Source organism: Naumannella huperziae, assembly GCF_054073625.1.
The window spans coordinates 2,739,330-2,761,601 of the sequence record NZ_JBSXPH010000001.1 but is presented as its reverse complement, the minus strand read 5'-3'; the positions used below and the strand labels follow the sequence as shown (position 1 = coordinate 2,761,601).

Below are 22,272 nucleotides of genomic sequence, written 5' to 3'. Positions count from 1 at the left end.
GACGATGGTCATGACGCAGCCAGCGGCGGCGATGCAGCCCATCGGACCGGTCGGTCGGTCATGCGATGAAGCCGCCAACGAAGGGGGCGCGCAGCTGGGACAGCCGCTCAACGGTTGTCGAGTTGCTGGATGTCGACCGGGTGGGTTGCTTGCCGTGACTGGAGCATGAATCGGCTGCGCGTCGGGTGGCACGCGGTGCACCGACGAATTGCTCGGCGGCACGGGTTCGGCTGACGTCAACACCATCGGGTGCATCAGCGCGAGGCTGACCAGCAGGGCGAGGCCGGTCGCGCGGGAGACGCTCATTCCTCCGACACCTCCGGGCTGGCGAGCTCGCTTTCCCAGAGCTGGAAGTCGTCAGAGGTGTCTTCGGTGCTGCCATCCGCCCTCCGCAACCAGATCATCGACACGGCGCAGACGGTCAACAGCGTCGCGATCGACGCCACAGTGACGGCACCGCGACGCCAAAGGTCCACAAGTAGCAGGCAGGCGCTCCAGGCTCCGGCCACCTGGAGCAACCCGGGAAACACTCGTGCAGAAGGGCGCGTCCGTACGCAGCCCAGGCCGGTCGCCACCATCAGAACCGCGGTGCAGATCAGGCTACTCACGATCATCATCACGCTCCTGCCGCTCTCGACCGGCGGGCGCGGCCACGCCCGACCGTCGCCGTGAGGCAGCCGCTCAGCGCGAGGAGTGCGAGGCCACGCTCCAGCCAGGGGGCGATCCGCACCGCCGGGGTGATGTTGGTGCGCAGCGGCATCGTCACCACGGTCGAGGCGGCGGTGCGCTCACGGGACTTCCACTGCGCACGGCCGTCCCGGCCGATGAAGCCGGAGACTCCGTTGGTGGTGGCGACGGCGATCTCGCGGCGGGTCTCCATCGCTCGTGCCCGGGTGATGGCGAACTGCTGGTCGACCTGGCCGGTCCCGACGTAGGTCGCATTGTTGCTCTGGACCAGGAAGAGCTGCGCACCGCCGGTGATCACGTCGTAGATCGTGTCGTCGTAGGCCAGCTCGAAACAGATCGCATCCCCCACGATGACCGGCTGCTCCGGGCCGCCGGCCAGGCGGAGGGGGACCGGGAGTGCGCCGGGCCGGGTGCCTGGCACCGACTGTGCTCCGACCAGCTTCAAGATCGGGAACAACGGCAGCAGTCGGTCACGGAAGGGGATCCACTCGCCGAACGGGACCAGGTTGCGCTTGTCGTAGCGGGCCACGATGCCCCGGCGGGGGTCCCACCACAGGCCGCTGGTCTGCCGCTGGTCGACGCCGGGGCCGGCCATCACCGCCCCGGCGAAGATGGGAACCCCGGCAAGCTCGGTCGCGGACTGCAGCTGGTCGCGCGTGATCGGGTCAACGGTCGGGTCGATGTCGGTGGAGTTCTCCGGCCACAGAACGAAGTCGGGCCGGGCGATCCGTCCCTGGTCTGCGGCGTTGATCAGTCGGCGGGTCTCCCGGACATGGTTCGCGGTCACGGTGCGCATCCGGCCCAGCGCTTCGATCCCTTTCCCCGGAACGTTGCCCTGGACTATGCCCACACGAGCCTTCTGTGCAGGGGCCGGCGGGCCGGGATTCCACCCGGACAGGGCCAAACCCGTGCCCATCACGATCGACCAGGTCGCCAATGCCGGTAGCGCTGTCCGGGCCACCATGCTGCGTGTCAGCGGTCCGTGCGACCGCCGTGCCCGGATGATCTCGATCGCCAGCCAGCCGACGCACTGGGCCAGCAGAGCCACCGCGAACGACACACCTACGGTGCCGATGAAGGGCAGCAGTCCGGCCAGCGGGGCATCCACTGCGGTGTAGGCCAGACGGGTCCAGCCGAAGCCGCCGAACGGATAGCGCGCGTAGACGTACTCGACGCCGACCCAGGCAGCAGCGGCGATCACCGGCCAGGACCGGAGCCGCCCGATGATCGCCAGCGCGAGGCCGAGCAGCCCGAAGAAGACGGCCTCGAATCCGATCAGGCCCACCACACCCAGGTAGGCGGCCGCGCCGCCGCCGACGATCACCCGGACCCAGCCGATCGCCACCAGGAGCAGCGCCACCCCGAACACGTATCCGACCGCGAACCCGCGCCGAGGCGGAACCGCGTGAACAGCCACCGACAGTCCCGCGACGCCGAGGAAGCCCAGCGGCCACAGTGCGTACGGCTGAAACGCGAACCCGACTGCCAACCCGGACAACGCGGCCAAGACCAGCCGACCCAGCGACTGAATTATCTGACCGCCGCGGCCCCGGGTGGATGAGGAATCCACGCAGGTCACAGAAATGTCGGTAGCAGCATCGTCAACGTGACAGGCGGCACCGCGGGTGGAAGTCGCGTCATCGCGTCGGTAGATCACCGCGGACCCCCGCCGGCACGCTCGGCTGTGCCGGAGTCGTGCTCCGGCGTGGTGGGGTGATCGAGCGCGGATGGCTCTGATTGGTCCAACGCAGCGAAGGAATCGGAAGCGGGGACGGGCGGCGTTTCACCAGCTCTGCTGCCCGGCCGCTCGCCGACGACCGACCGGTCACCCTCGACGACCAGCTCCCGGCCGGGCTTGTTGCGGAGCAGCCAGAGCAAGCAGAGCAGGGCGGCCAGGAAGACGATGCCCGAGACGTAGTCGTTGAGCCGGAACGGGCCGAGGTGATGCGCGGGGTCGATGCGCAGGCTCTCCACCCATGCTCTGCCGGCGGTGTAGAACATCACGTAGAGCATGAACGCCTTGCCGTGGCCCAGCCGGAACCGACGGTCGAGCGCAATCACCGCGATCGCCACCGCGACGTCCCAGATCAGCTCGTACAGGAACGTCGGGTGGAAGGTGGCGTACTGCTCGTAGCCGACGGGCCGGTACTGCGGGTCGATCTTCAGCGCCCATGGCAGGGTGCTCGGCCGACCGAAGAGTTCCTGGTTGAACCAGTTGCCCAGTCGGCCGACGGCCTGCGCGATGGCCACCCCCGGGGCGAGAGCGTCGGCGAGCGCCCAGAATCTGATCCGGCGTCGGCGCGCGACCAGGTAGCCGCCGAACGCTCCGAGCGCGACACCGCCCCAGATGCCCAGGCCGCCGTCCCAGATGAAGAACGCTCGATACCAGGTGCGGCCCGGTCCGAAGTAGAGCTGGTAGTCGGTGATCACGTGGTAGAGGCGGGCTCCGACGATGCCGAACAGAACCGAAACCAGGGCGACGGTCTCGACCGCGTCGCGGCTGCCGCCTCGGGCGATCCACCGTCGGGTGGCGACGATCGTGCCGATGATCACGCCCGCGATGATGCACAGCGCGTATGCCCGGATCGGGAGTCGCCCGAACAGCAACCATTCCCTCCACGGAGGGCTCGGAATGAAGAACAACGGGAGCGTGTGACCGATCATTGAGCCGATGCCTCCCCGATGTCGCTGCAGCCCTGCACGCATGCGAGCAGGACGTGGTGCCGGCTTGGACCGCTGTCGTGCATCGTCCGAAGACGGACGGACCCGGTGTCCCGGTGCCCGTGGATGCGTACCGATGTCAAGGGCATTGCCGTTGGCGTGTGGGGGTGCATACTTCTGCCTTGCTGTCAGTGCCGGTTTCGGGACATGTGGTGCGGCAATCTGTGAGCGGGATCAGTGATGGCCACGGTTCCCGGATCCAGGCCGGTGGGTGCGCGCGCCGATGACGACCCCGCCGGCAATGGCGAGAAGGCCTGCGGCTGGGTAGCCGAGCAGCAGGTCCTGCCAGCCCATGGCCAGTGGGATCGGTCGCCATCCCAGGTGCGCGAGCCAGTGCGTGATGCCCATCACCACCGCTAGCACGACGAGGATCCACCCGACGACGCGGCGCGGAGTCCACACGCGCAGTTGGCGGTTCATCTCGCGTTGGCGTTGCTTTCGACGACGTTCTTCGGGAGTGCTGTTGCTGCCTGGTTGCTTCATCAGATCACCGTCACGAATCCGCTGATGGATTGTCGGAGCGCACCGATCACGTTGGTCCACAGGCCGGTGGCCATCAGCAGGCCGACTATGATCATGGAGATACCGCCGATGCGCATGATCAACTGCTGCCGGTTCCGCAGGGCGCGGGCGGCCGTGCTGATCTTGTTGAACGCGATCGCCGCGGCGATGAACGGGATGCCGAGTCCGAGCGTGTAGGCGATGGCCAGCCACGCCCCTTTGGCTGCGGTCGCCTGACTCATCGCCATGGTCAACACGACCCCGAGGGTCGGCCCGATGCACGGCGTCCAGCCCAGCCCGAACACGAAGCCGATCAGCGGGGCCGCGAGAAGCCCGAAGCGAGGCAGCCAACTGAGTCGCAGGTCGCGCTGGGCGAAGCGGAGGAGGCCAGTGAAGGCCAGTCCGAGCCCGATCATGATCACGCCCATGACGCGGGTGAGCGGGTCCTGCCAGGTGATGAACCTGCTGCCCAGCAGCCCGGCCAGTGACGCGCTCGCAACGAAGACCACGCCGAACCCGGCGACGAACAGGCTGCTGCCCATCAAGGTCCGTCCCAGACGCATCCGTGAGCCGCCGGCGACGAGGTCGGCGGCAGACATGCCAGTGGCGTAGGAGATGTAGCCAGGCAACAGCGGGATGACGCAGGGGGAGAAGAACGACACCAAACCGGCGAGGAAGGCGACCGGGAGGGCCACCGGCATCGACCCGCTCACCGACTGTGTCGCCCATGCGGCCAGTTGATCAAGCATTGCCGCTCACCTGCCGTCGGCGGTGTCGTTGACCAATTGGATCAGGGTGTCGCGATCGACAGGGCCCGTGATTCGGGCCGCGCTGCGCTGTTGCTCGTCGATCACCAACGTTGTCGGGATGGCGGTGGTCGACAGTTGCCCGGAGAACTTGACCAGCTGCTGCCCCTCGGGGTCGAAAATGCTCGGATACGGCATCTTGACGGCACGGCTGAACGCCCGCGCGGCATCGCGCTGGTCCCTGATGTTGAGACCGACGAAGCGGGCGACCTCGTCCGTGCTGCGGCTGGCAGCGGCCAGGTCGGGTGCCTCCTTGCGGCAGGGGCCGCACCAAGAGGCCCAGACATTGATCACCACGACCCTGCCCGGATGCCTCGTGGTCGCGGTCCCCGATCCCATGACCTTGGGCCCTTCAGCAACGGCGGTTCGTTGCCGGTCGGACAGCTTGAACAGAACCAGTCCCGGATCGGGGACTGCTCCGCGACTGGTGCCACCAGTCGGGGATGCACCGGCACCAGTGCTGCAGGCCGAAGTAACGAGAAGAAGAGCGGCCGAGGCGGCCGCGACAACGACACGCCGGGCCTTTACCGGGCCGGGCTTGACGAGATGAAGCATTTGGGATCTCCGAATACGGGCACACCGATGCCGAACACCGAACGCGAGCGGGTTCGCGCGAACAGGGGGCAGCCGACGGTGCGCCAGCTGAACGTGGCGATGCACGCAGGGAACAGCGCGGGCGTCTCGCCGCGACATGGGCGGTAGAGGGTCGCGCTATGGAAGTCAACCGCAGCGGGAGAGGCTGTGCCTCCCCTTCATCGATCAGGTCAGACTGATCCCGAACATGAGTGGAGATCGAGCCGCTGGCATGTAGCGCACGGAGGAGACCTGCGGGACCTGGGTCGCCATCCGCGGCAGGATGCGGATCACCGATGTGCCGGGTCGACGGAGCCTCCAGCTCACCAGGACTACCATCAGGGCGATCATGCATGCCGCGGCGAGAAGTGGGCAGCTGCCGTCGCCGGGTCCGTGGTCGGAGCCGGAGGACGGCGTCATCGAGAAACCGCCGCTCACCTGGGCTGCGGGAACAGGCGGCGACACGGACGCCACCCCCACGGTCTGCCAGCCGTGATCAACCGCTTGGCCTTCCTCGGTCAGGACTTGCCGATGCACCGCCGGGCTGACAGCTTCGACATGCGGCGTCGCCGACTTCTGGCCGGATTGAACGGTGACTGCCGCCCCGAACACGATTGCGACGGCAGCGACGAGGACGACGATCCAGCCCAGGAATCGGCTGGATGTCAGGCTCGGGCGCACGCGCACAGGCACACCGTACCTCAGATGGAGACTAATCAGTCGCGCTGCGGCGAGGCCGAGCTAAACGCAAGCTGAGTGTAGGAGCAGCGGCAGGGTGTCCATCGGGACGTGCCCGGGAGAAGAAGGCCACCGGCAGCGCCACGGGCATGTCCCCGCTCACCGCCGGGGCTCCAGCCTCCGTTCGATTCCAGCACCTCCCTTGCCCGTCCGGCACTCATCGGGGCGTCGGCTATTTGCCGTTGGCGGTGTCGGTGATGAGCGCGACGAGGGTGTCGCGGTCGACCGGGCCGGTGATCCGGGCTGCGCTGCGCCGGTCGCGGTCGATCACCAGGGTGGTCGGGATCGCTGTGGTCGACAGCTGGCCGGAGAACCTGACGAGCTGCTTGCCCTCGGGGTCGAAGATGCTCGGGTAGGGGGTCTTGAAGGCGCGGGTGAAGGCCTGCGCGGCTTCGCGGTCGTCGCGGATGTTGAGGCCGACGAACCGGGCCGTCTTGGCCGTGTCACGGCTCGCGGCGGCGAGGTCGGGAGCCTCCTTGCGGCAGGGCCCGCACCAGGACGCCCACACGTTGACCACGACCACCTTGCCGGGATGGTCGGTGGTCACGTTCTCGCCGGTCATGACGTCCGGCCCTCCGGCGGTCGAGGCGGGCTTGCGCTGGCCGGGTTGATAGAGCTGCACACCGGAGGCCGGCCCGGCGGAGCCGCCGTCCTTCGACGGCGAGGCGGAGTCGATGGACTTCGTGCAGCCCGCGGCCAGCGTCACGCTCAGCACGACGGCGGCCAGCGCAACGGTCCGGGCCGCGGTCTGTGGTCCTCTCGCTGGCATCGTCTACTCGCCCTGCTCGAAGGCGTAGCTGGCCGCCGGGTCGTCGGTGGCGTCTCGCGGCCCGTAGACCAGTGAGATCTGCCGGTGGGCGGTGAGCTGGATCGTGGCGGGGTCTCCCTGGAATCGCTTCCCGTCGACGTAGGCGCGCAGGCTGTCGGTGTTGCTGTTGTCCAGTCCGCCGATGCCTTCGGCGTCGAGGCGGACCTGCCACTCGGTGAAGACCTGGCCGAGGGTGTAGCGGCCGTCGGCGGTGGGGGCCTCGACGTGCAGCACGCCGCGTTCGTCGTGGGTGTGGAGCTCCGACATCTGGCCGCTAGCGGGGTCGACGCCGATGTTGGCCGGCACGGCGATGGGCTGCCCGTTGACGCTGATGTCGAGGTGGGAGTGGAAGTGGGCCGCCGTTCCCTCCATCGGGCCGACTCGGAGGCCGGCGGCCTTCGCCGCGTCAGAGGTGTTGGCGGGCAGCGACCATGGCGGCAGGTCCCGACGCCCCGCGGCGGCGGCCGACCCGCCGGAGGGGTCGCCGGATCCTCCGCCTTGGAGGCTGGCGATGACCACCGCTCCGGCGGCGACGGCCAGCACCACGACGGCGATCGCGGCACCCGTGATCAGCCGTCGAGTCCGGCGGGCCTTGGCCTCCTGGAGCTGCATCTGCCGCAGCCGGTCCCGCGCGGACCGGCTGCTGGCCGTACGCCCGCCGGTCGAGCGCTGCGATGGCAACGATCTCGAAGACTTAGTGGATGATTTCTGGTTCTTGGTCATGGGTCTCTCAGCTGGGATGGTCGACGGCCACCGGGGAAGACGTGCCCGACGTCGCCGAGGATGCATGGACCGCTCAACTCCAGCCGGTGGGGTCGTCGCGAGTTGTCAAAGGAGTCGTCAGAGAATGGACTCCGGGGCGTCGCGAGCGTCGCGGGTCGGCACACCCGCCCACAGGTTCCGTGGTTACTTGCCGGGTCCGTGGTTACTTGCCGGTTCTCCGGCTGGGAACGGCCACGGCTGCATGTCTGCTGCCCCGAAACGGGCGCGGATGGACCTGCGACCGGCTCAGGTGCGACTGATCGACAGCTCGGCGAGGCTCAGCGGAGGGCGAGCCCAGCAGCGGAGGACCAACGATTCAATGAGAGTGCGCCGTGCTGGGCGCGGAAGCGACCAGCCGCCTCCGCGGGCTGCCGGCCGCAGGCTTCCGATCCCGACCAGCAGCACCAGCAGGATCAGGCAGCCCGCTGCGACGCAGTCCATCGGCCCCGGGGACGGGCTCGCCGGCGAGCCGCAGTCCGCGCCGCAGCCCGACGCCATGCCCATCCCGGAGGACACGGTCCCCATGGACAGGGGGTCGGCGGCCGCGGCCGCCTGCTGGTCACCGACGTTCTTGGTCGAGAACTGGCCGTGGACCACAATGGGAGCGCTGTTCGCCGGGGAATGACCGGTCGCCATCTCGGCAGCGCCCGCACCGGCGGCGACGGTGCCCAGTGACGCAGACATCGAGAAATGGTCAGCGGCGCGAGCCGGCGGCTGCAGCATCAGCAGAGCTGCGACGGTGAGGACCGCGAGCACCGGCGAGAAGCGGCGCGCGATGCTCAGGAAACGCTGCACTGCCTTCCCGCCTTCCGCTCGATTCGGTGGCCCCAGAGTGCGCGGAGCACGCCGCGGCCCCGGACAAGTATTCGGCAAACACCGGCGACATGCCAATCCGACCCGGGAGCTGACCGCCAGACCCCGCTCTGGCCGAGGCCAGTGCGACTGCTGCGAGCACGGCTCCCGCTGCCAGGCCAGCCGGTGCGAGGCCGACGACGCGGCCCGCACCCGCCGGTCGAAAGGCCCCGTGCACAGTCGGGTCGCCGAAGAGAATGCCCTCGGGCGTCAGTGCTGGTCCTCGGGTCCCAGCCCGGCGACGAGGTTGAACGCGCCGGTGAGGATGTTGAGCGCGACGACGCCGACGACGTCGGCGATCGCGCGGTCGCTGTAGCCGAACGCGCGGAGCTCGGCGATCTGCTCGTCGGTGACGGAGGTCGGTTCCCGATAGACCTGCAGCCCGAGCCGGATGATCGCCGAGATGGCGGGATCGCTCGACGTGCCCTGGTGGGCGAGGCTGATCTCCTCCTCGGCGACGCCCAGGGAGCGGGCGGCCGCGACGTGGGCGTCGAGGCACAGGCCGCAGCCCTGCTGCGCCTGCACGGCGATGGAGATCAGCTCGCTGATCCTCCGGTCGAGCTTGGCGCGGCGCATGGCCCGGCTCAGCTGCAGGTAGCCGCCGAGGACGGCCGGGGAGTGGGCCATCGTGGAGACCATGTCGCCCACGGTGCCGTGGCGCTCGACGAGCTCGCCGAGCAGGTCCCGGGACGAGCCGACGGCGGTCTCGGCGGTCAGCGGGTCGAAACGGGGCATGGGTCCCTCTCCTTGGTGTGCGCGGGTGCGCTGCTCGTCGAGCCTCAGGACCGGACGAGCCGGTTGATCGCGTCGGTGGCTTCCTGGATCTTGGCGATGGCCGCGCCGTCGTCGCCGAGCTTGGCGGCGTCGAGGACGCAGTGCTTGAGGTGGTCGTCGAGCAATCCGGTCGCGACGCCCTGCAGAGCTCGGGTGAGCGCCGAGACCTGGGTGAGGATGTCGATGCAGTACTTCTCCTCGTCGATCATCTTGGCGATGCCGCGGGCCTGGCCCTCGATGCGCTTCATGCGCGCCAGGTAGCGGTCCTTGTCGCTGATGTAGCCGTGCTGGTGTGCACCGGCGTCGGCCCCGGTGGCGGGGCTGACGGTGCCGATGCCGTCTGTGGTGGTGTCGAGTGTCATGGGCGTGTCCTTCACTTCTGGCGCTCCAGGACGGAGCGGGTGCTGGCTTCGGGGGTGAGGTCGATGCGCCGCAGCAGCTGGGCGTTGAGGGCGACGACGACGGTGGACAGCGACATCAGGATCGCCCCGACCGACATCGGCAGCACGAATCCGACAGGTGCGAGGACGCCGGCTGCCAGCGGCACGGAGACGAGGTTGTAGCCGGCGGCCCACCACAGGTTCTGCTTCATCTTCCGGTAGGCGGCCTTCGACAGCTGGATGACCGAGAGCACCGAGCGCGGGTCGGAGCTGGCCAGGATGACCCCGGCCGAGGCGATGGCGACGTCGGTGCCCGCGCCGATAGCGATGCCGACGTCGGCCTGGGCCAGCGCCGGGGCGTCGTTGACGCCGTCGCCGACCATGGCCACCTTCTTGCCCTCGTGCTGCAGCTGGGCGACCTTCGCCGACTTGTCCTCGGGACGGACGCCGGAGAAGACGCGGTCGATGCCGAGTTCCCGTCCGACCTCGTTCGCCACGGCCTCGGCGTCGCCGGTGATCATGACGACCTCGACGCCGAGCCGGTGCAGGGCGTCGACGGCGTCGCGGGACTCCGGACGGACCTCGTCGGCCAACTTCAGCCCGCCGACCACCTGCCCGTCGCGCAGGACGTGCAGGATGATCGCGCCCTCGCCGCGCCAGGCGTCGGCCGCGTCGATCTCGGACTGTCCGGTCTCCTCGAGCAGCCGGGGCCCGCCGACGCGGACCTCGTGGCCGGCCACGGTCGCGGTGACGCCTACGGCGGGCGAGGAAGTGAAGCCGCTGCCGGGCTCGAACGCGAGGCTGCGGTCCTTGGCGGCGGCGACGATGGCCCGGGCGAGCGGGTGCTCGCTGTCGGCCTCGGCCGAGGCTGCCAGGGCGAGCACCTGGTCGGCGTCCAGGTCTCCGGTCGGCTCGACGCCGGTGACGGTGGGCTCGCCCCTGGTCAGGGTGCCGGTCTTGTCGAACAGCACGGCGTCGACCTGACGCATGGACTCCAGCGCCAGCCGGTCCTTGACCAGGACGCCGCCGCGGGCGGCGCGCTCGGTGGCGATGGAGACGACCAGCGGGATCGCCAGGCCGAGGGCGTGGGGGCAGGCGATCACGAGGACGGTGATGGTGCGCACGACCGCGTCGTCGGGGGACCCGGCCAGCGTCCAGACGGTCGCGGTGATCAGAGCCGCTCCGAGGGCGAACCAGAACAGCCACGCGGCGGCGCGGTCGGCGATGCGCTGGGCACGGGAAGACGAGCTCTGCGCCTCGGCGACGAGCCGGTTGATGCCGGCCAGGGCCGTGTCGTCCCCGGTGGCCGTGATCTCCACCCGCAGGCCGGAGTCGGTGGCCACCGTGCCGGCGATGACCGGGTCGCCCTCGCCGCGGGCGACCGGCCGGGACTCGCCGGTGATCATCGACTCGTCCATGTCGGCGCGGCCGTCGACGACGGTGCCGTCGGCGGGGATGCTGCCGCCGGGGCGGACGATGACGACGTCCCCGACGCGCAGCTCGGCCGGCGCGACCTTCACGACGTCGTCGCCCTCGACGCGCTCGGCCTCGTCGGGCAGGAGCGCGGCCAGGGAGTCCAGCGCGGAGGTGGTCTGGGCCAGGGAGCGCATCTCGATCCAGTGCCCCAGCAGCATGATCACGATCAGCAGCGCCAGCTCCCACCAGAACTCCAGCTCGTGGTCGACCAGCCCGAGGGTGGCGGCCCAGGACGCGAAGAACGCCACGGTGATCGCCAGCGCGATCAGCAGCATCATCCCCGGCTTGCGGCTCCTCAGCTCGCTCCAGGCACCGGTGAGAAACGGCTTGCCGCCCCAGGCGTACATGACGGTGCCCAGCACCGCTGCGACCCAGCCCGACCAGCCGGGCACCGAGTAGCCCAGCAGCATCGCGAACATCGGCGAGAGCGCCACCACCGGAGCGGCGATGACGAGGTTGATCCAGAACAGCCGCCGGAACTGGCCCACGTGGTCGCCGTGGCCTCCATGACCGCCATGGCCGGCGCGGTCTCCCTTCTCGTCGTGCGCGGCGTGGTCGCCGTGCTGCCCCTGATGCGTGGCGTGGCCCTCGTGCCCGGCGTGCGGGTCATCCCCATGGCCGGGCACGGTGGTCGCGACAGCGTGTCCCCTGTCGGCGGCTGCGTCTGCGGCGTCGCCGTGGTGGTGCTGGTGCGCGTTCGGATCTGTCATTGCTGCTTCCCTTGTCCGGGCACTGCTCTGCGGTGGTGGCCGGCTCAGGCGGCCGGCTTGATCTCGCTCTCGACGACCCACTTGTGGTTGGTCATCTTCATGCCGCCCGCCTCGTAGTCGACCATGTAGACGGTCTCGTCAGTGGAGGAGGCGATGGTGGCCTTCGCGCCCTTCATCCCCTTCATGTGCTCGGCCTCCAGCGTGACCTCGGTGCCGTCGGCCAGCCGCTTGCTACCGGCGTCCTTGATCTCCTGCTGGACGACCCACTTGTGGTCCTTGACCGGCTCGCCGCCGGTGGTGGGGGCGAAGTCCACCGCGTAGGTGTAAGTGCTGTAGGCCCCGACGATGGTGGCCTTCGCGCCGTCCATGCCCATCATGTGGTCGGCGGTGAGGATCACCTTCGTGCCGACCGGGTACTTCGGGGCGGCGGCGGTCTTGATGCCCGCGGGCGCGGGCCCGCCGTCCATGGGGTGCTCCATCGACGAGTGGTCCATCCCGCCGTCGCTGCTGGCCGGGGTGCTGGCTGAGCTGCTGCCGTGGCCCTGATGGTCCTGGCCGGCGCTGGTGCATCCGGCGAGGGCCAGCGCTCCGCCGAGCACTCCCGCGGCCAGTGCTGCTGTCAGTCGCTTTCGCATGTGGACTCCGTATCCTCGTCTCGATCCTGGTCTTAGCAACCATATACCCCTATGGGGTATTCCATCAACGTGGTCATCGTGTTGTTGGCCGCGCCCCGGGCAGGAGAGCGCCGCTTGTGCTTGGATCGACGCATGGCGGGCGACACGAGCGGAAGTGAGCTGCCGGGCTGATGACAGCTGTCGATCATGAGGTTCTGGTCGTCGGTGGCGGCCAGGCCGGGCTGGCGGTGGGCTACCACCTGCTGCAGCGGGACGTGGACTTTCTCATCGTCGACGCCGGCCCGGCGATCGGCCACAGCTGGCGCTCGCGGTGGGACTCGCTGAAGCTCTTCACACCTGCTCAGTACGCGAACCTGCCGGGCCGGGCGTTCCCTGCACCGACCGACACCTACCCGGGGCGGGATCAGGTGGCCGACTACCTCGGCAGCTACGCCACCTGGCTGGAACCGCCCCTCCGCCTGAACACCCGCCTGACCCGGCTCGAAACCTCAGGCGACCACTTCCGAGCACGCACCGCTGCCGGTAGCACCATCACCGCGCGGCAGGTGGTCATCGCCACCGGGCCGTTCTCCCAGCCGTTCGTGCCACCCGTGGCGACCGGCCTGGCCGCGGTGGTCCAGGTCCACACGGCCGACTACCGCAACCCGACGCGGTTTCCTGATGGCGTCGTGCTCGTGGTCGGCGGCGGAAACTCCGGCTTTCAGATCGCTGCCGAACTGGCCTCTGCCGGTCGACGCGTCGTGCTGTCGGAGGGCCGGCAGAACGCCTGCGTGCCGCAGCGACCGTTGGGCCGGGACATCTTCTGGTGGCAGGATCGCCTCGGGCTGCTCCGGGTCGCGGCCAACAGCCCGCTGGGCAGGAAGATGCAGGCCAACGACGGCACCGTCATCGGCTCGTCCCGCCGCCAGTTGACACAGCGCGGCGTCTCCTTCCGGCCCCGGCTGGTCGGCGGTCAAGGTCGGCTCGTCGGGTTCAGCGACGGTTCGTCGTTGCAAGTTGACGCGGTCCTGTGGGCAACCGGTTTCGTGATCGACGACTCCTGGATCGGGATCGATGGCGTACTGGACGACTGGTCGCGGCTCCGACACGAGCGCGGTGTCGTGACCGGCGCTGCCGGCCTCTACACCGTCGGCCGACCGTGGCAGACCACAATCGGATCGGCCTTGCTGGGATTCGTCCAACACGACGCTCGAACCATCGCCCAGCAGATCACGACAACCTTGCCGGGCCACAGCTAGAAGGCCATCTCCAACGCCGTCACGCAGGACCGTGTATGACCGACCAGGTCCGGGCGCACACGCGGTGAACCGATGGCCCGGTGCTCGCGCGCCCGTCTGGGCCCCGTGACTTGCGCCGCTCAGCGCAAGGCTTGATGGACCGCGGCCCACGCCGGTCTCGCCGCCGCTGATCACGGCCGGATCATCGTGCGCGGACCGGGACGATGCTGCGGAACCCGCGCAGGCGGAGGCTGTTGCCGACGACGAAGACGCTGGAGAAGGCCATCGCCGCGCCTGCGAGCATCGGGTTGAGCATGCCCAGGGCCGCGACCGGGATGGCCGCGACGTTGTAGGCGAAGGCCCAGAACAGGTTGGCCTTGATCGTGCCCAGCGTCCTGCGGGAAAGCCGGATCGCGTCGACCGCGGCGCGCAGGTCGCCGCGCACGAGGGTGATGTCGGAGGCCTCGATGGCGACGTCGGTGCCGGTGCCCATGGCCAGGCCGAGGTCGGCCTGCGCCAGCGCCGGGGCGTCGTTGACGCCGTCGCCGACCATCGCCACCACCTTCCCTTGGCCCTGGAGGCGGGCGACGACGTCGACCTTGTCCTTGGGCAGGACTTCGGCGATGACCTGGTCGATGCCGACCTCGGCGGCGATCCGCTTGGCCACGGCCTCGTTGTCTCCTGTGAGCAGCACCGGGGTCAGGCCCAGGCCCTTAAGGCCCTGGATCGCCTCGGCGCTGGTCGGCTTGACCGTGTCGGCCACGACGAGGATCCCGCGGGCCTGCCCGTCCCAGCCGGCGGCGACGACGGTCTTGCCCTCGGCCTCGGCTGCGGCCTTGGCGGCGGCGACGTCGGGGGAGAGGTGCTGGGACCAGTCGGCTAGCAGGGACTCGCGGCCGACGAGCACGGCGTGGCCGTCGACGACGCCCTGCACGCCCTTGCCCGCGACGTTGGCGAAGTCCTCCGGCGTCGGGAGCTGCCCGACCTCCTGGACCGCGCCCTTGGCGATGGCCTGGGCGATTGGGTGCTCGGAGGCGTCCTCCAGCGCCCCGGCCAGGCGCAGCAGCTCGGCGCGGTCGGTGCCGGGCTCGGCGATCGCCTCGACGAGCGTCATCTTGCCGGTGGTGACGGTGCCGGTCTTGTCCAGCACCACGGTGTCGACCTTGCGGGTGGACTCCAGCACCTCGGGGCCCTTGATCAGGATTCCCAGCTGCGCGCCGCGGCCGGTGCCGACCAGCAGGGCGGTGGGGGTTGCCAGGCCGAGGGCGCAGGGGCAGGCGATGACCAGGACCGCGACCGCGGCGGTTAACGCGGCCGAGACGCCGGCCCCGGAGATCAGCCATGCCGCGAGGGCGACGAGCGCGATGGCGATGACGATCGGGACGAACACGCCCGAGATCCTGTCGGCCAGCCGCTGGACGGCGGCCTTGCCGGACTGGGCGTCCTCGACGAGCTTGGCCATCTGCGCCAGCTGGGTGTCCGAGCCGACGCGGGTCGCCCGGACGACCAGGCGGCCGCCGGCGTTCACGGTGGCCCCTGTGACCGGGTCGCCTTCGCCGACCTCGACGGGCACGGACTCGCCGGTGAGCATGGAGGCGTCCACCGCGGAGGTGCCGGAGACGACGGTGCCGTCGGTGGCGATCTTCTCGCCCGGGCGGACGACGAAGTCGTCGCCCGCGGCCAGCTCGGAGGTCGGGATCTTGACCTCGGCCCCGTCGCGCAGCACCGAGACCTCCTTCGCTCCGAGGTCGAGCAGCGCGCGCAGCGCCGCGCCGGCCTGGCGCTTGGAGCGCTTCTCGAAATAGCGGCCGGCGAGGATGAACATCGTCACCCCGGCGGCCGCCTCGAGGTAGATGTTGCCCGCGCCGTCGGAGCGGGCCAGGGCGAACTCGAACGGGTGCTTCATGCCGGGCATGCCGGCGTGGCCGAGGAACAGCGCGTAGAGCGACCACAGGAACGCCGCCGAGGTGCCCATCGAGACGAGCGTGTCCATCGTCGCGGTGCCGTGCTTGAGGTTGGTCCACGCCGCCTTGTGGAACGGCCAGCCCGCCCAGACGATCACCGGCGCGGCCAGGGTCAGCGAGGCCCACTGCCAGTAGGTGAACTGCAGGGCCGGGATCATCGACATCGCGATCACCGGGACGGTGAGCACGATCGACCCGATCAGCCGCTGCCTGAGCGAGGTCAGCTCCGGGTCGGCCTCCTCGCTCTCGCCGTCAGCCGACTCGGCGGTCGTCGAGCTCGGGGGCTTGGGCAGGGCCGCGGTGTAGCCGGTCTTCTCGACCTCGGCGACCAGCAGCGCGGGGTCGTAGTCCGCGGGCACGGTGACCTTGGCCTTCTCAGTGGCGTAGTTGACCGACGCGGTGACGCCGTCGAGCTTGTTGAGCTTGCGCTCGATCCGGTTCGCGCACGAGGCGCAGGTCATCCCGCCGATCTCCAGCTCGATGCCGGCGTCCGCGCTGAGCGGCGCTGGTGCAGTCATCCTCTGCCGTCCTTTCTCTCCTCCGGGCTCTGCGGCGTCCGGCTCGTGCGCAGGGCAGTCATACCCCGTGCGATCAGTGGTGCGCGCTCAGCCCCCGTCGCCATCGGAGTCGACGGGAAGCGTGAGCCGCGCTGGTGGTGGTGTCGTCAGGCGCGCACGGCCGTGTAGCCGGCCTCCTCGACAGCGGCTAGGACCTTCGCGTCGTCGATATCGCCGGAGCCGGACACGACGAGCTTGCCGGTCTGCGCGCTGACCTCGACGTCCTCGACGCCGGGGACCCCGCTGACCTCCTCGCGGACCGACATCTCGCAGTGCCCGCAGGTCATGCCCGTCACCTGGTACTCGTTCGCAGCCATCGATTGCCTCCTCAGTAGAGATACCCCCGGTGGGTACCGCGTACGAGTAACCGTATACCCCTGCTGGGTATTCTCGCAAGGCGGGGCGTGCGCCTCGTCGACGGATCCTCCGTTGGAGACGGGATACGCCACCGGGGTATGCTGTGCAGCGTGGAGACCGCGACCGCCGAACCCCGCTGCAGCCGGCACCGGCTGCAGCTCTTCGTCCTCGCGGCCCTGCTGATCGCCGGCCTCCTCGGCATGCACTCGCTGGTCAGCGGTGCCGGGGCCACGGCCATGAGCGCCCCCATGGCCTCGATGAAGCATTCCGCCCCGGCGACGCCAGCTCTGACCGCCGAGGCGGCCGTCCCCTCGTCGTCGACGTCCGGATCGCACGGCATGGTCCACGGCTCCGGCGGCTGCGCGGGTGCCATGAGCAGCGGCTCAGGCTCCACCTGCGTCCCTGGGCCCACCGGCAAGAGCATCCCCGTCCTTCCGGCCCCGCTCGCCGCGACCCTGCCCGAGCTCGGCCCCGCGCCCGAGCCGGTGCTGTTGCTCCAGACGCCCCGAAGGCTGGCCCTGTCGCACCTGGAACTGTCGATCTATCGAACGTGAGCAGCGGGGAGCGCCCTCATCGGCGCTCCTGCCCATCGGGGGCAGGCCAATGACCCTGCCCTGCATCTGCGACGGCATCGCGCCCAGATGGCGCTGACCCCTCTCCCGAGGGCCCTCGAGCCTGCGCATCCGATCAACCGTGGTCGTCGAGCGCGTCGAGGCCGATGCCCGTGGCACCGCTCACCATCGACACAGAAGGACATCGTTCAACCATGCACACCGACCTGAACCGCCGCCAGTTCCTCGCCGGCGCACTGGCCCTCACCGCCGCAGGCCTCGCCGGCTGCACCTCCACCAGCAAGCCCACCTCGTTCGTCGGGCCCGACAGCGCCGCCGTCGCGAAGGCCGAATCCAAGCGCCGCCGCACCGGCGCGACCGTGCAGCGCGCCCTGACCGCCGAACCGGCCACCGTGGACCTGGCCGGGAAAGAGGCGAAGACCTGGGCCTTCACCGGAGCGTCGGCGACCAAGCCGATCCGCGGCAACGTCGGCGACACCCTCAAGGTCGCCCTCACCAACAAGCTGCCCGACCCGACTACCGTGCACTGGCACGGGCTCGCGCTGCGCAACGACATGGACGGGGTGCCGAACCTCACCCAGAAGCCGGTCGAGCCAGGCGGGACGTTCTCCTACCAGTTCGCGCTCCCGCAGGCCGGGACCTACTGGTTCCACCCGCACGTGGGCACCCAGCTCGACCGCGGCCTGTACGCGCCGCTGATCATCGACGACCCCAACGAGAAGGCCGACTACGACCAGGAATGGATCATCGTCCTCGACGACTGGCTCGACGGCGTCACCGCGACACCCGACCAGGTGATGAAGGAACTCGGCAGGGGCATGATGGACCACGGCGGCATGGACATGGGGCCGATGCGGATGGGCAACACCCTGATGGGGGCGACCTCGCCGCTGCTCGGCGGCGACGCCGGCGACGTCTACTACCCGCTCTACCTGATCAACGGCAGGCCAGCGGCCGACCCCGAAACCTTCACCGCGAAGCCGGGCCAGAAGATCAGACTGCGGATCATCAACGCCGGCGGCGACACCGCCTTCCGGTTCGGCGTCGCCGAGCACCCGCTCACCATCACCCACACCGACGGCTACCCGGTCAAGCCGCACGAGGCCGAGAGCGTCGTGCTCGGCATGGGCGAGCGCTACGACGCCGTCATCACCGTCGGCGACGGCGCGTTCGCCGTCATGGCCGAAGCCCTCGGGAAGCAGGACCAGGCCGTCGCCGTCCTGCGCACCGGATCCGGCAGCGCCCCGGCCAAGGGCGCGAAGCTCCCGCAGACGAAAGCTCCCGCCACCGCGGCCGACCTCAAGGCGACCGGCGCGGTCGCCCTGCCCAAGCGCGCCGTGGACCGCACACTCGTCCTCGAGCTGACCGGGGCCATGGAGAAGTACGACTGGGCGATCAACGGCAAGCGCATGGACATGGAGCAGCCCATGCGCGACGCCCTCGGCATCGTCGACGGGGAGCGCGTCGCGCTGGAGTTCAAGAACAGCACCAAGATGTGGCATCCCATGCACCTGCACGGCCACACCTACCAGCACGCCGGCGGCGGGCCCCGCAAGGACACCTCCATCGTCCTGCCCGGCAAGACCCTCCGCGTCGAGTTCGACGCCGACAACCCCGGCCGCTGGCTCACGCACTGCCACAACGTCTACCACGGCGAGGCCGGGATGATGGCCGCTGTCGCCTACCAGCAGGGTTGACCTGTCGGACGAGCTCGGCGGCCAAGGGGCCCGGCGTTAAACGGGCCAAAGCGCAAACGGGTCGTTGTTGGCCGCTGCAGGTTCCCGCGCACACCCAATTGGTTGAGGTTCTTGGCCATCGAGCGATCAAGCGGCGTCCTCTGGTCATACAGGGGATTCACGGAGAGGATCCCGGCGGCGTGAGGCGCTTTCAGACCAGAAGGGGCAAAGCGTTGGATCAGCAGGGTCGTCGTGCGCCGGAGAACGGCATGCATCTAATCTTGGAGTGCTCGACCGATTTGCCCGGCCGCGGCGTGTGGATCATGACTCCGTTGCCGACGTCGCTGGGTGCGGTGGCGTTGCAGAAGAAGACGATGTCGCCAGCTTGGAAAGTCGGATATGGCGACGGGTGAGCCGTCGCGGGATTGGGGCTGCGATGTTCGGCTGATCTGGACGCCGGCGGCTTCCCAGGCTGTCTGGGTGATGCCGGAGCAGTCATATGAACCGGGGTCGGTCGCTCCGAATTCGTAGGGTTTTCCGAGCTGGGACTTGGCGAAGGCGACTGCCGTTCGCGCCCTTGCTGGAAGCCGGTGAACTCGGAAGCGCTGGTCGAGTTAGGGGTGGTGCTGGTCGAGTCGGTCCCCGCTGCGCTGGAGCCGGGGCCGGCGGCTTCACTGCGTTGCCGGTGATCGCCCGTGTCCCAGGGTGGCGGGCTGGGCTGCATCATCTGGCGGTGTGACCAGCAGCCGGCCGAGCACCACCGCCTCCACAACGGTGAGGGCTACCACGCCGGCCCAGAGTTCAACGGTCCATGCCACCCCGACACTCAGATGCAGTCCCAGTAGCTGTGCCGGCCATACGAACAGCGGTACTGCCGCAACCCATCCCTGGTGTTCGGGCCGCCGAGTCCGTGCGGCGGACACGGCGATGTCGGCGACGGCAGCACCCAGCACGGCTGCAATCGCCGCCACGATGTTCTGCCAGTTCTGCAACGCGGCCCCCGGGATGGCCGCAAGCGCAACGAGCATGGTGATCGCCCCGGTCGGGAGTCGCCGGCCGTTGCTGGCCATCAACAGCGGAACGGTGAGCAATGCCGTTGTCAACAAATAGGATGCCAGCCCCAGTGACGTCGGCATTTCGCCGGCCTCATGACCCGGAGCGCCTTCGGGGATCGTGGTCATCGGAATCCGGGCCAACGGTGTGACGAAAACCGAGGTGTAGCTGAGGAAGAAGCCGGCGATCCCGGCGACAACGGCGTAGGAGATCACCGCCGGCCAGGACACGAGCGAACCGCTGCGCCGCGTGAGGCGGTCAGCACGAACTGGGCCGGAGACGAGGAGACCCGCGCCCACCAGGAGCAGAAGATGCGTCGGGGAGACCAGCGCATCGATGCCGGTCTCGATGCCCAGCAACGTGTGCCACAGCATGTCTCCCACGCCACCCAGCAGAAACACTCCGACACCGATCGCGGAGAGACCGTAGCCAGGTGGGAAAGCCATCCGTGCACGAAGCGGCCATGACTGGGATGCGGATTCGTGGGGACGTGCTCGCCACTGCTTCCACCCCAGTCGCGCCGTCCACAGGGCAAGTGCGGCGAAGCCGGAGTAGAGAACGGCATGCCAGGGCGTAAAGAAGGTCTCCATGCCAGGCACGTTCAGATGAGCCCAGCCGTCGGTGTACAGAGCGCCCATCAGCCACAGTCCGAATGCGGCGGCGATCAGATCTTCCCGGGTAGTCGATGCTGCCCACCGTCGAGGGTCTCGGGTCAGCTTGGGAGTTGCCGCTGTCGTATCCATGGATCTCAGCTCCTTCGGCGGGACGATTTCATCGAACCATACCCCCCTAGGGTATAAGTTGCAAGGGTTCTGTGCGATCGTGCTGGGTCGAGTCGTGTGGGTCGCGGATCGCTCGCCGACGAGGGGGCAGGGGGCTCTGACGCCGAGCCGCGTACGACACGATGCGGGTGCCAGCCGGCGGCTCGACACTGCTCTCGTCCGGGATGGCGACGCACGAGGTCATGAGTGCCGATCCTCAGGTCTGCCACGCCATCCAGTCGCCACAGACTCGTCCAGAAACCTCAGATACCGCAGGCGGTGTCGACGGCGCAGCGTGGTCCTCGGCTGCCGGCTTCTCCCTTGGAAGGGAGCCGATGTACGTTGAGATACAGAAGTCATTGATTGGAACCGGCGTGGAGCCCGCTACGGGCACTCGCCAGCCGGCCGAAACCAGCCTTTGGCAAGGAGAAACGCTTCCATTTTCACTTCGCGTAGATCAATGTCACAAACGTGTGGAGTGGGGTTATTTCGAGCGCTCCCTGCAGGCCTACGGCCGCGAGGGGCTGCCCTGCGGGCGGTGTGGTACGCCGATGCGCCGGGAGCCGTTCATGAACCGCTCGTCGTATCGGTGCCCGCGCTGCCAGCGCGCACCGGCGCAATCCCCGCCGCGGGCGTGATCACTTTGTGGTCACTCCCGGGCGCCCGGATGACCACAGATCGCACATTGTCGCCGCGCCCTAGCGGCGCCGGCGACCGATCGTCGCCAGGCCGACGCCGATCACGGTCAGCGCCATCCCGAGCACCTGCGCGGCGTCGGGCCGCTCGCCGAGGGCGAGGGTGCCGAGGGCGATGGCCGCGACGGGCTGCAGCAGCATCACCGCGCCGGCCCGCGACGGTGCCAGCCGGGCCGATCCGTAACTGATCGCGACGAAGGACAGCACCTGCCCGCCGATGGCGAGCGCGACCAGCCAGACCCAGCCGCCGGCATCGACGGCACCGAGGTCGATGGTGAGCGCGCCGCCCGCCGGTGTCCGGGACGCCAGCCCCGACACCGCGGCGATCACCAGTGCGGCCGCGGTGGTGCCCACGGCGACGGGCGTGACGATCTGGCGCGGGTCCAGCACGGCGGCCTGCCGGTTGGTCAGCAGGTAGCCGGCATAACAGCCGCCGGCCAGCACCCCGAGGACGGCGCCGCGCAGTGGCGCGGGCGCGCCGGGATCGGCGCCGAGCAGGCCGCTGGTCAGGACCAGCCCGAGCAACATCACCGGCAGGGTCAACCAGAACCGGCGGGCGATCGGCATGTCGAGCAGCAGCAGCGCGAGTACCGGGAACACGACGACCTGGACGCCGATCAGCACGGTGGCGACCGCGGCCCCGGTGTCCAGCACGCTCTGGGTCCACATCAGGTAGTCGGCCGCCAGCAGCACCCCCGAGGCCGCCGCCAGCCCGAGGCCGCGGCGGTGCGGGAGCCCGTAGCGGCGCCATTCGCCGAGCGCCACCGGGGCGAGCAGCACGGCCGCGAGTGCGCAGCGGACGAAGGCCGCCGTGGGCGCGGTGGCCCCGGACAGCTTGATGAAGGTCGACGAGGCGCCCACCAGCAGGCAACCGCCGACCAGCACCAGCAGCGCGCGAGTGCCCTCGCCGGACGGCGCCGTGTCGCCTCGCCTTCCGGCCTCGGTGCTCGCCGGGTTCGCAGATCGGGTCACGCGCCCATCATCGGCGTACCGAGCG

Annotated in this window: 21 protein-coding genes and 2 pseudogenes; 4 read left to right on the top strand and 19 right to left on the bottom strand. The window is 69.5% G+C overall.

What is annotated here, in order from left to right:
• Window positions 1-302: 302 nt before the first annotated feature.
• The 14 genes from ACXDC7_RS13145 to ACXDC7_RS13080 form a co-directional block, all read right to left on the bottom strand.
• A complete protein-coding gene (locus tag ACXDC7_RS13145) occupies window positions 303-620 on the bottom strand; it encodes a hypothetical protein (protein WP_179445991.1) in 318 nt (105 codons plus the stop codon).
• Entirely contained in the window at window positions 617-2,257 is a 1,641-nt protein-coding gene (gene lnt, locus ACXDC7_RS13140; protein ID WP_265077877.1) for an apolipoprotein N-acyltransferase, read from the bottom strand. The genes ACXDC7_RS13145 and lnt overlap by 4 nt, the downstream gene beginning before the upstream one ends.
• A gap of 83 nt (window positions 2,258-2,340) precedes the next feature.
• Window positions 2,341-3,351 carry a prolipoprotein diacylglyceryl transferase gene (gene lgt, locus ACXDC7_RS13135; protein ID WP_459222396.1) on the bottom strand — a complete coding sequence of 337 codons (1,011 nt, stop codon included), beginning with the start codon at window positions 3,349-3,351 and terminating at the stop codon, window positions 2,341-2,343.
• A 231-nt stretch (window positions 3,352-3,582) separates the two neighbouring features.
• Window positions 3,583-3,891 (bottom strand): hypothetical protein, encoded by a 309-nt coding sequence (locus ACXDC7_RS13130; RefSeq protein ID WP_051191550.1) that lies wholly within the window; start codon window positions 3,889-3,891, stop codon window positions 3,583-3,585.
• On the bottom strand, window positions 3,891-4,658 hold the full coding sequence (locus tag ACXDC7_RS13125) for a cytochrome c biogenesis CcdA family protein (RefSeq protein WP_029144362.1): 768 nt from the start codon (window positions 4,656-4,658) through the stop codon (window positions 3,891-3,893). Before ACXDC7_RS13125 ends, ACXDC7_RS13130 begins: the two co-directional genes overlap by 1 nt.
• A 6-nt stretch (window positions 4,659-4,664) precedes the next feature.
• On the bottom strand, window positions 4,665-5,054 hold the full coding sequence (locus ACXDC7_RS13120; RefSeq protein WP_051191548.1) for a TlpA family protein disulfide reductase: 390 nt from the start codon (window positions 5,052-5,054) through the stop codon (window positions 4,665-4,667).
• A gap of 420 nt (window positions 5,055-5,474) precedes the next feature.
• Window positions 5,475-5,975, bottom strand: coding sequence for a hypothetical protein (locus ACXDC7_RS13115; RefSeq protein WP_029144360.1), 501 nt, complete (start codon window positions 5,973-5,975; stop codon window positions 5,475-5,477).
• 223 nt (window positions 5,976-6,198) lie between these two features.
• Complete coding sequence (locus ACXDC7_RS13110) at window positions 6,199-6,795, bottom strand: TlpA family protein disulfide reductase (protein WP_084515715.1); 597 nt, start codon at window positions 6,793-6,795, stop codon at window positions 6,199-6,201.
• A 3-nt stretch (window positions 6,796-6,798) separates the two neighbouring features.
• Entirely contained in the window at window positions 6,799-7,446 is a 648-nt protein-coding gene (locus tag ACXDC7_RS13105) for a hypothetical protein (RefSeq protein WP_051191545.1), read from the bottom strand.
• A 396-nt stretch (window positions 7,447-7,842) separates the two neighbouring features.
• Window positions 7,843-8,391, bottom strand: a complete 549-nt coding sequence (locus ACXDC7_RS13100; RefSeq protein WP_029144358.1) for a hypothetical protein — start codon at window positions 8,389-8,391, stop codon at window positions 7,843-7,845.
• Window positions 8,392-8,658: 267 nt separating this feature from the next.
• Window positions 8,659-9,183 carry a carboxymuconolactone decarboxylase family protein gene (locus ACXDC7_RS13095; protein WP_029144357.1) on the bottom strand — a complete coding sequence of 175 codons (525 nt, stop codon included), beginning with the start codon at window positions 9,181-9,183 and terminating at the stop codon, window positions 8,659-8,661.
• A gap of 44 nt (window positions 9,184-9,227) precedes the next feature.
• The gene (locus tag ACXDC7_RS13090; RefSeq protein ID WP_094458783.1) at window positions 9,228-9,584 is read right to left on the bottom strand and encodes a metal-sensitive transcriptional regulator; all 357 of its coding nucleotides are present in this window, start codon (window positions 9,582-9,584) and stop codon (window positions 9,228-9,230) included.
• 11 nt (window positions 9,585-9,595) lie between these two features.
• Entirely contained in the window at window positions 9,596-11,788 is a 2,193-nt protein-coding gene (locus ACXDC7_RS13085) for a heavy metal translocating P-type ATPase (protein WP_084515714.1), read from the bottom strand.
• Window positions 11,789-11,832: 44 nt separating this feature from the next.
• Window positions 11,833-12,423 (bottom strand): YdhK family protein, encoded by a 591-nt coding sequence (locus tag ACXDC7_RS13080; protein WP_029144354.1) that lies wholly within the window; start codon window positions 12,421-12,423, stop codon window positions 11,833-11,835.
• 170 nt (window positions 12,424-12,593) lie between these two features.
• On the opposite strand from ACXDC7_RS13080, the gene ACXDC7_RS13075 reads away from it, so the two are divergent.
• The gene (locus ACXDC7_RS13075; protein WP_029144353.1) at window positions 12,594-13,661 is read left to right on the top strand and encodes a flavin-containing monooxygenase; all 1,068 of its coding nucleotides are present in this window, start codon (window positions 12,594-12,596) and stop codon (window positions 13,659-13,661) included.
• Window positions 13,662-13,842: 181 nt separating this feature from the next.
• Here ACXDC7_RS13075 and ACXDC7_RS13070 read toward each other — a convergent pair whose 3' ends face one another.
• Complete coding sequence (locus ACXDC7_RS13070) at window positions 13,843-16,122, bottom strand: heavy metal translocating P-type ATPase (protein ID WP_029144352.1); 2,280 nt, start codon at window positions 16,120-16,122, stop codon at window positions 13,843-13,845.
• Between the two features lie 146 nt (window positions 16,123-16,268).
• Window positions 16,269-16,478 (bottom strand): heavy-metal-associated domain-containing protein, encoded by a 210-nt coding sequence (locus ACXDC7_RS13065; RefSeq protein WP_029144351.1) that lies wholly within the window; start codon window positions 16,476-16,478, stop codon window positions 16,269-16,271.
• 150 nt (window positions 16,479-16,628) lie between these two features.
• Here ACXDC7_RS13065 and ACXDC7_RS13060 point away from each other — a divergent pair, with 150 nt between their 5' ends.
• Together ACXDC7_RS13060 and ACXDC7_RS13055 are read left to right on the top strand one after the other, a co-directional pair.
• Window positions 16,629-17,072: a hypothetical protein gene (locus ACXDC7_RS13060; protein ID WP_029144350.1), complete on the top strand. Its 444-nt coding sequence runs from the start codon at window positions 16,629-16,631 to the stop codon at window positions 17,070-17,072.
• Between the two features lie 212 nt (window positions 17,073-17,284).
• Complete coding sequence (locus tag ACXDC7_RS13055; RefSeq protein WP_029144349.1) at window positions 17,285-18,787, top strand: multicopper oxidase family protein; 1,503 nt, start codon at window positions 17,285-17,287, stop codon at window positions 18,785-18,787.
• Window positions 18,788-19,041: 254 nt separating this feature from the next.
• Here ACXDC7_RS13055 and ACXDC7_RS13050 read toward each other — a convergent pair.
• Together ACXDC7_RS13050 and ACXDC7_RS13045 are read right to left on the bottom strand one after the other, a co-directional pair.
• Window positions 19,042-19,293 (bottom strand): annotated as a pseudogene (locus tag ACXDC7_RS13050) (NlpC/P60 family protein); the annotation flags it as partial.
• Window positions 19,294-19,437: 144 nt separating this feature from the next.
• A complete protein-coding gene (locus tag ACXDC7_RS13045) occupies window positions 19,438-20,562 on the bottom strand; it encodes a hypothetical protein (RefSeq protein ID WP_144009639.1) in 1,125 nt (374 codons plus the stop codon).
• Window positions 20,563-21,056: 494 nt separating this feature from the next.
• Here ACXDC7_RS13045 and ACXDC7_RS13040 point away from each other — a divergent pair.
• Window positions 21,057-21,218: pseudogene (locus ACXDC7_RS13040) on the top strand (zinc finger domain-containing protein); the annotation flags it as partial.
• Window positions 21,219-21,278: 60 nt separating this feature from the next.
• On the opposite strand, the gene ACXDC7_RS13035 reads toward ACXDC7_RS13040, so the two are convergent.
• Complete coding sequence (locus tag ACXDC7_RS13035) at window positions 21,279-22,247, bottom strand: DMT family transporter (RefSeq protein WP_459222395.1); 969 nt, start codon at window positions 22,245-22,247, stop codon at window positions 21,279-21,281.
• Window positions 22,248-22,272 lie beyond the last annotated feature (25 nt).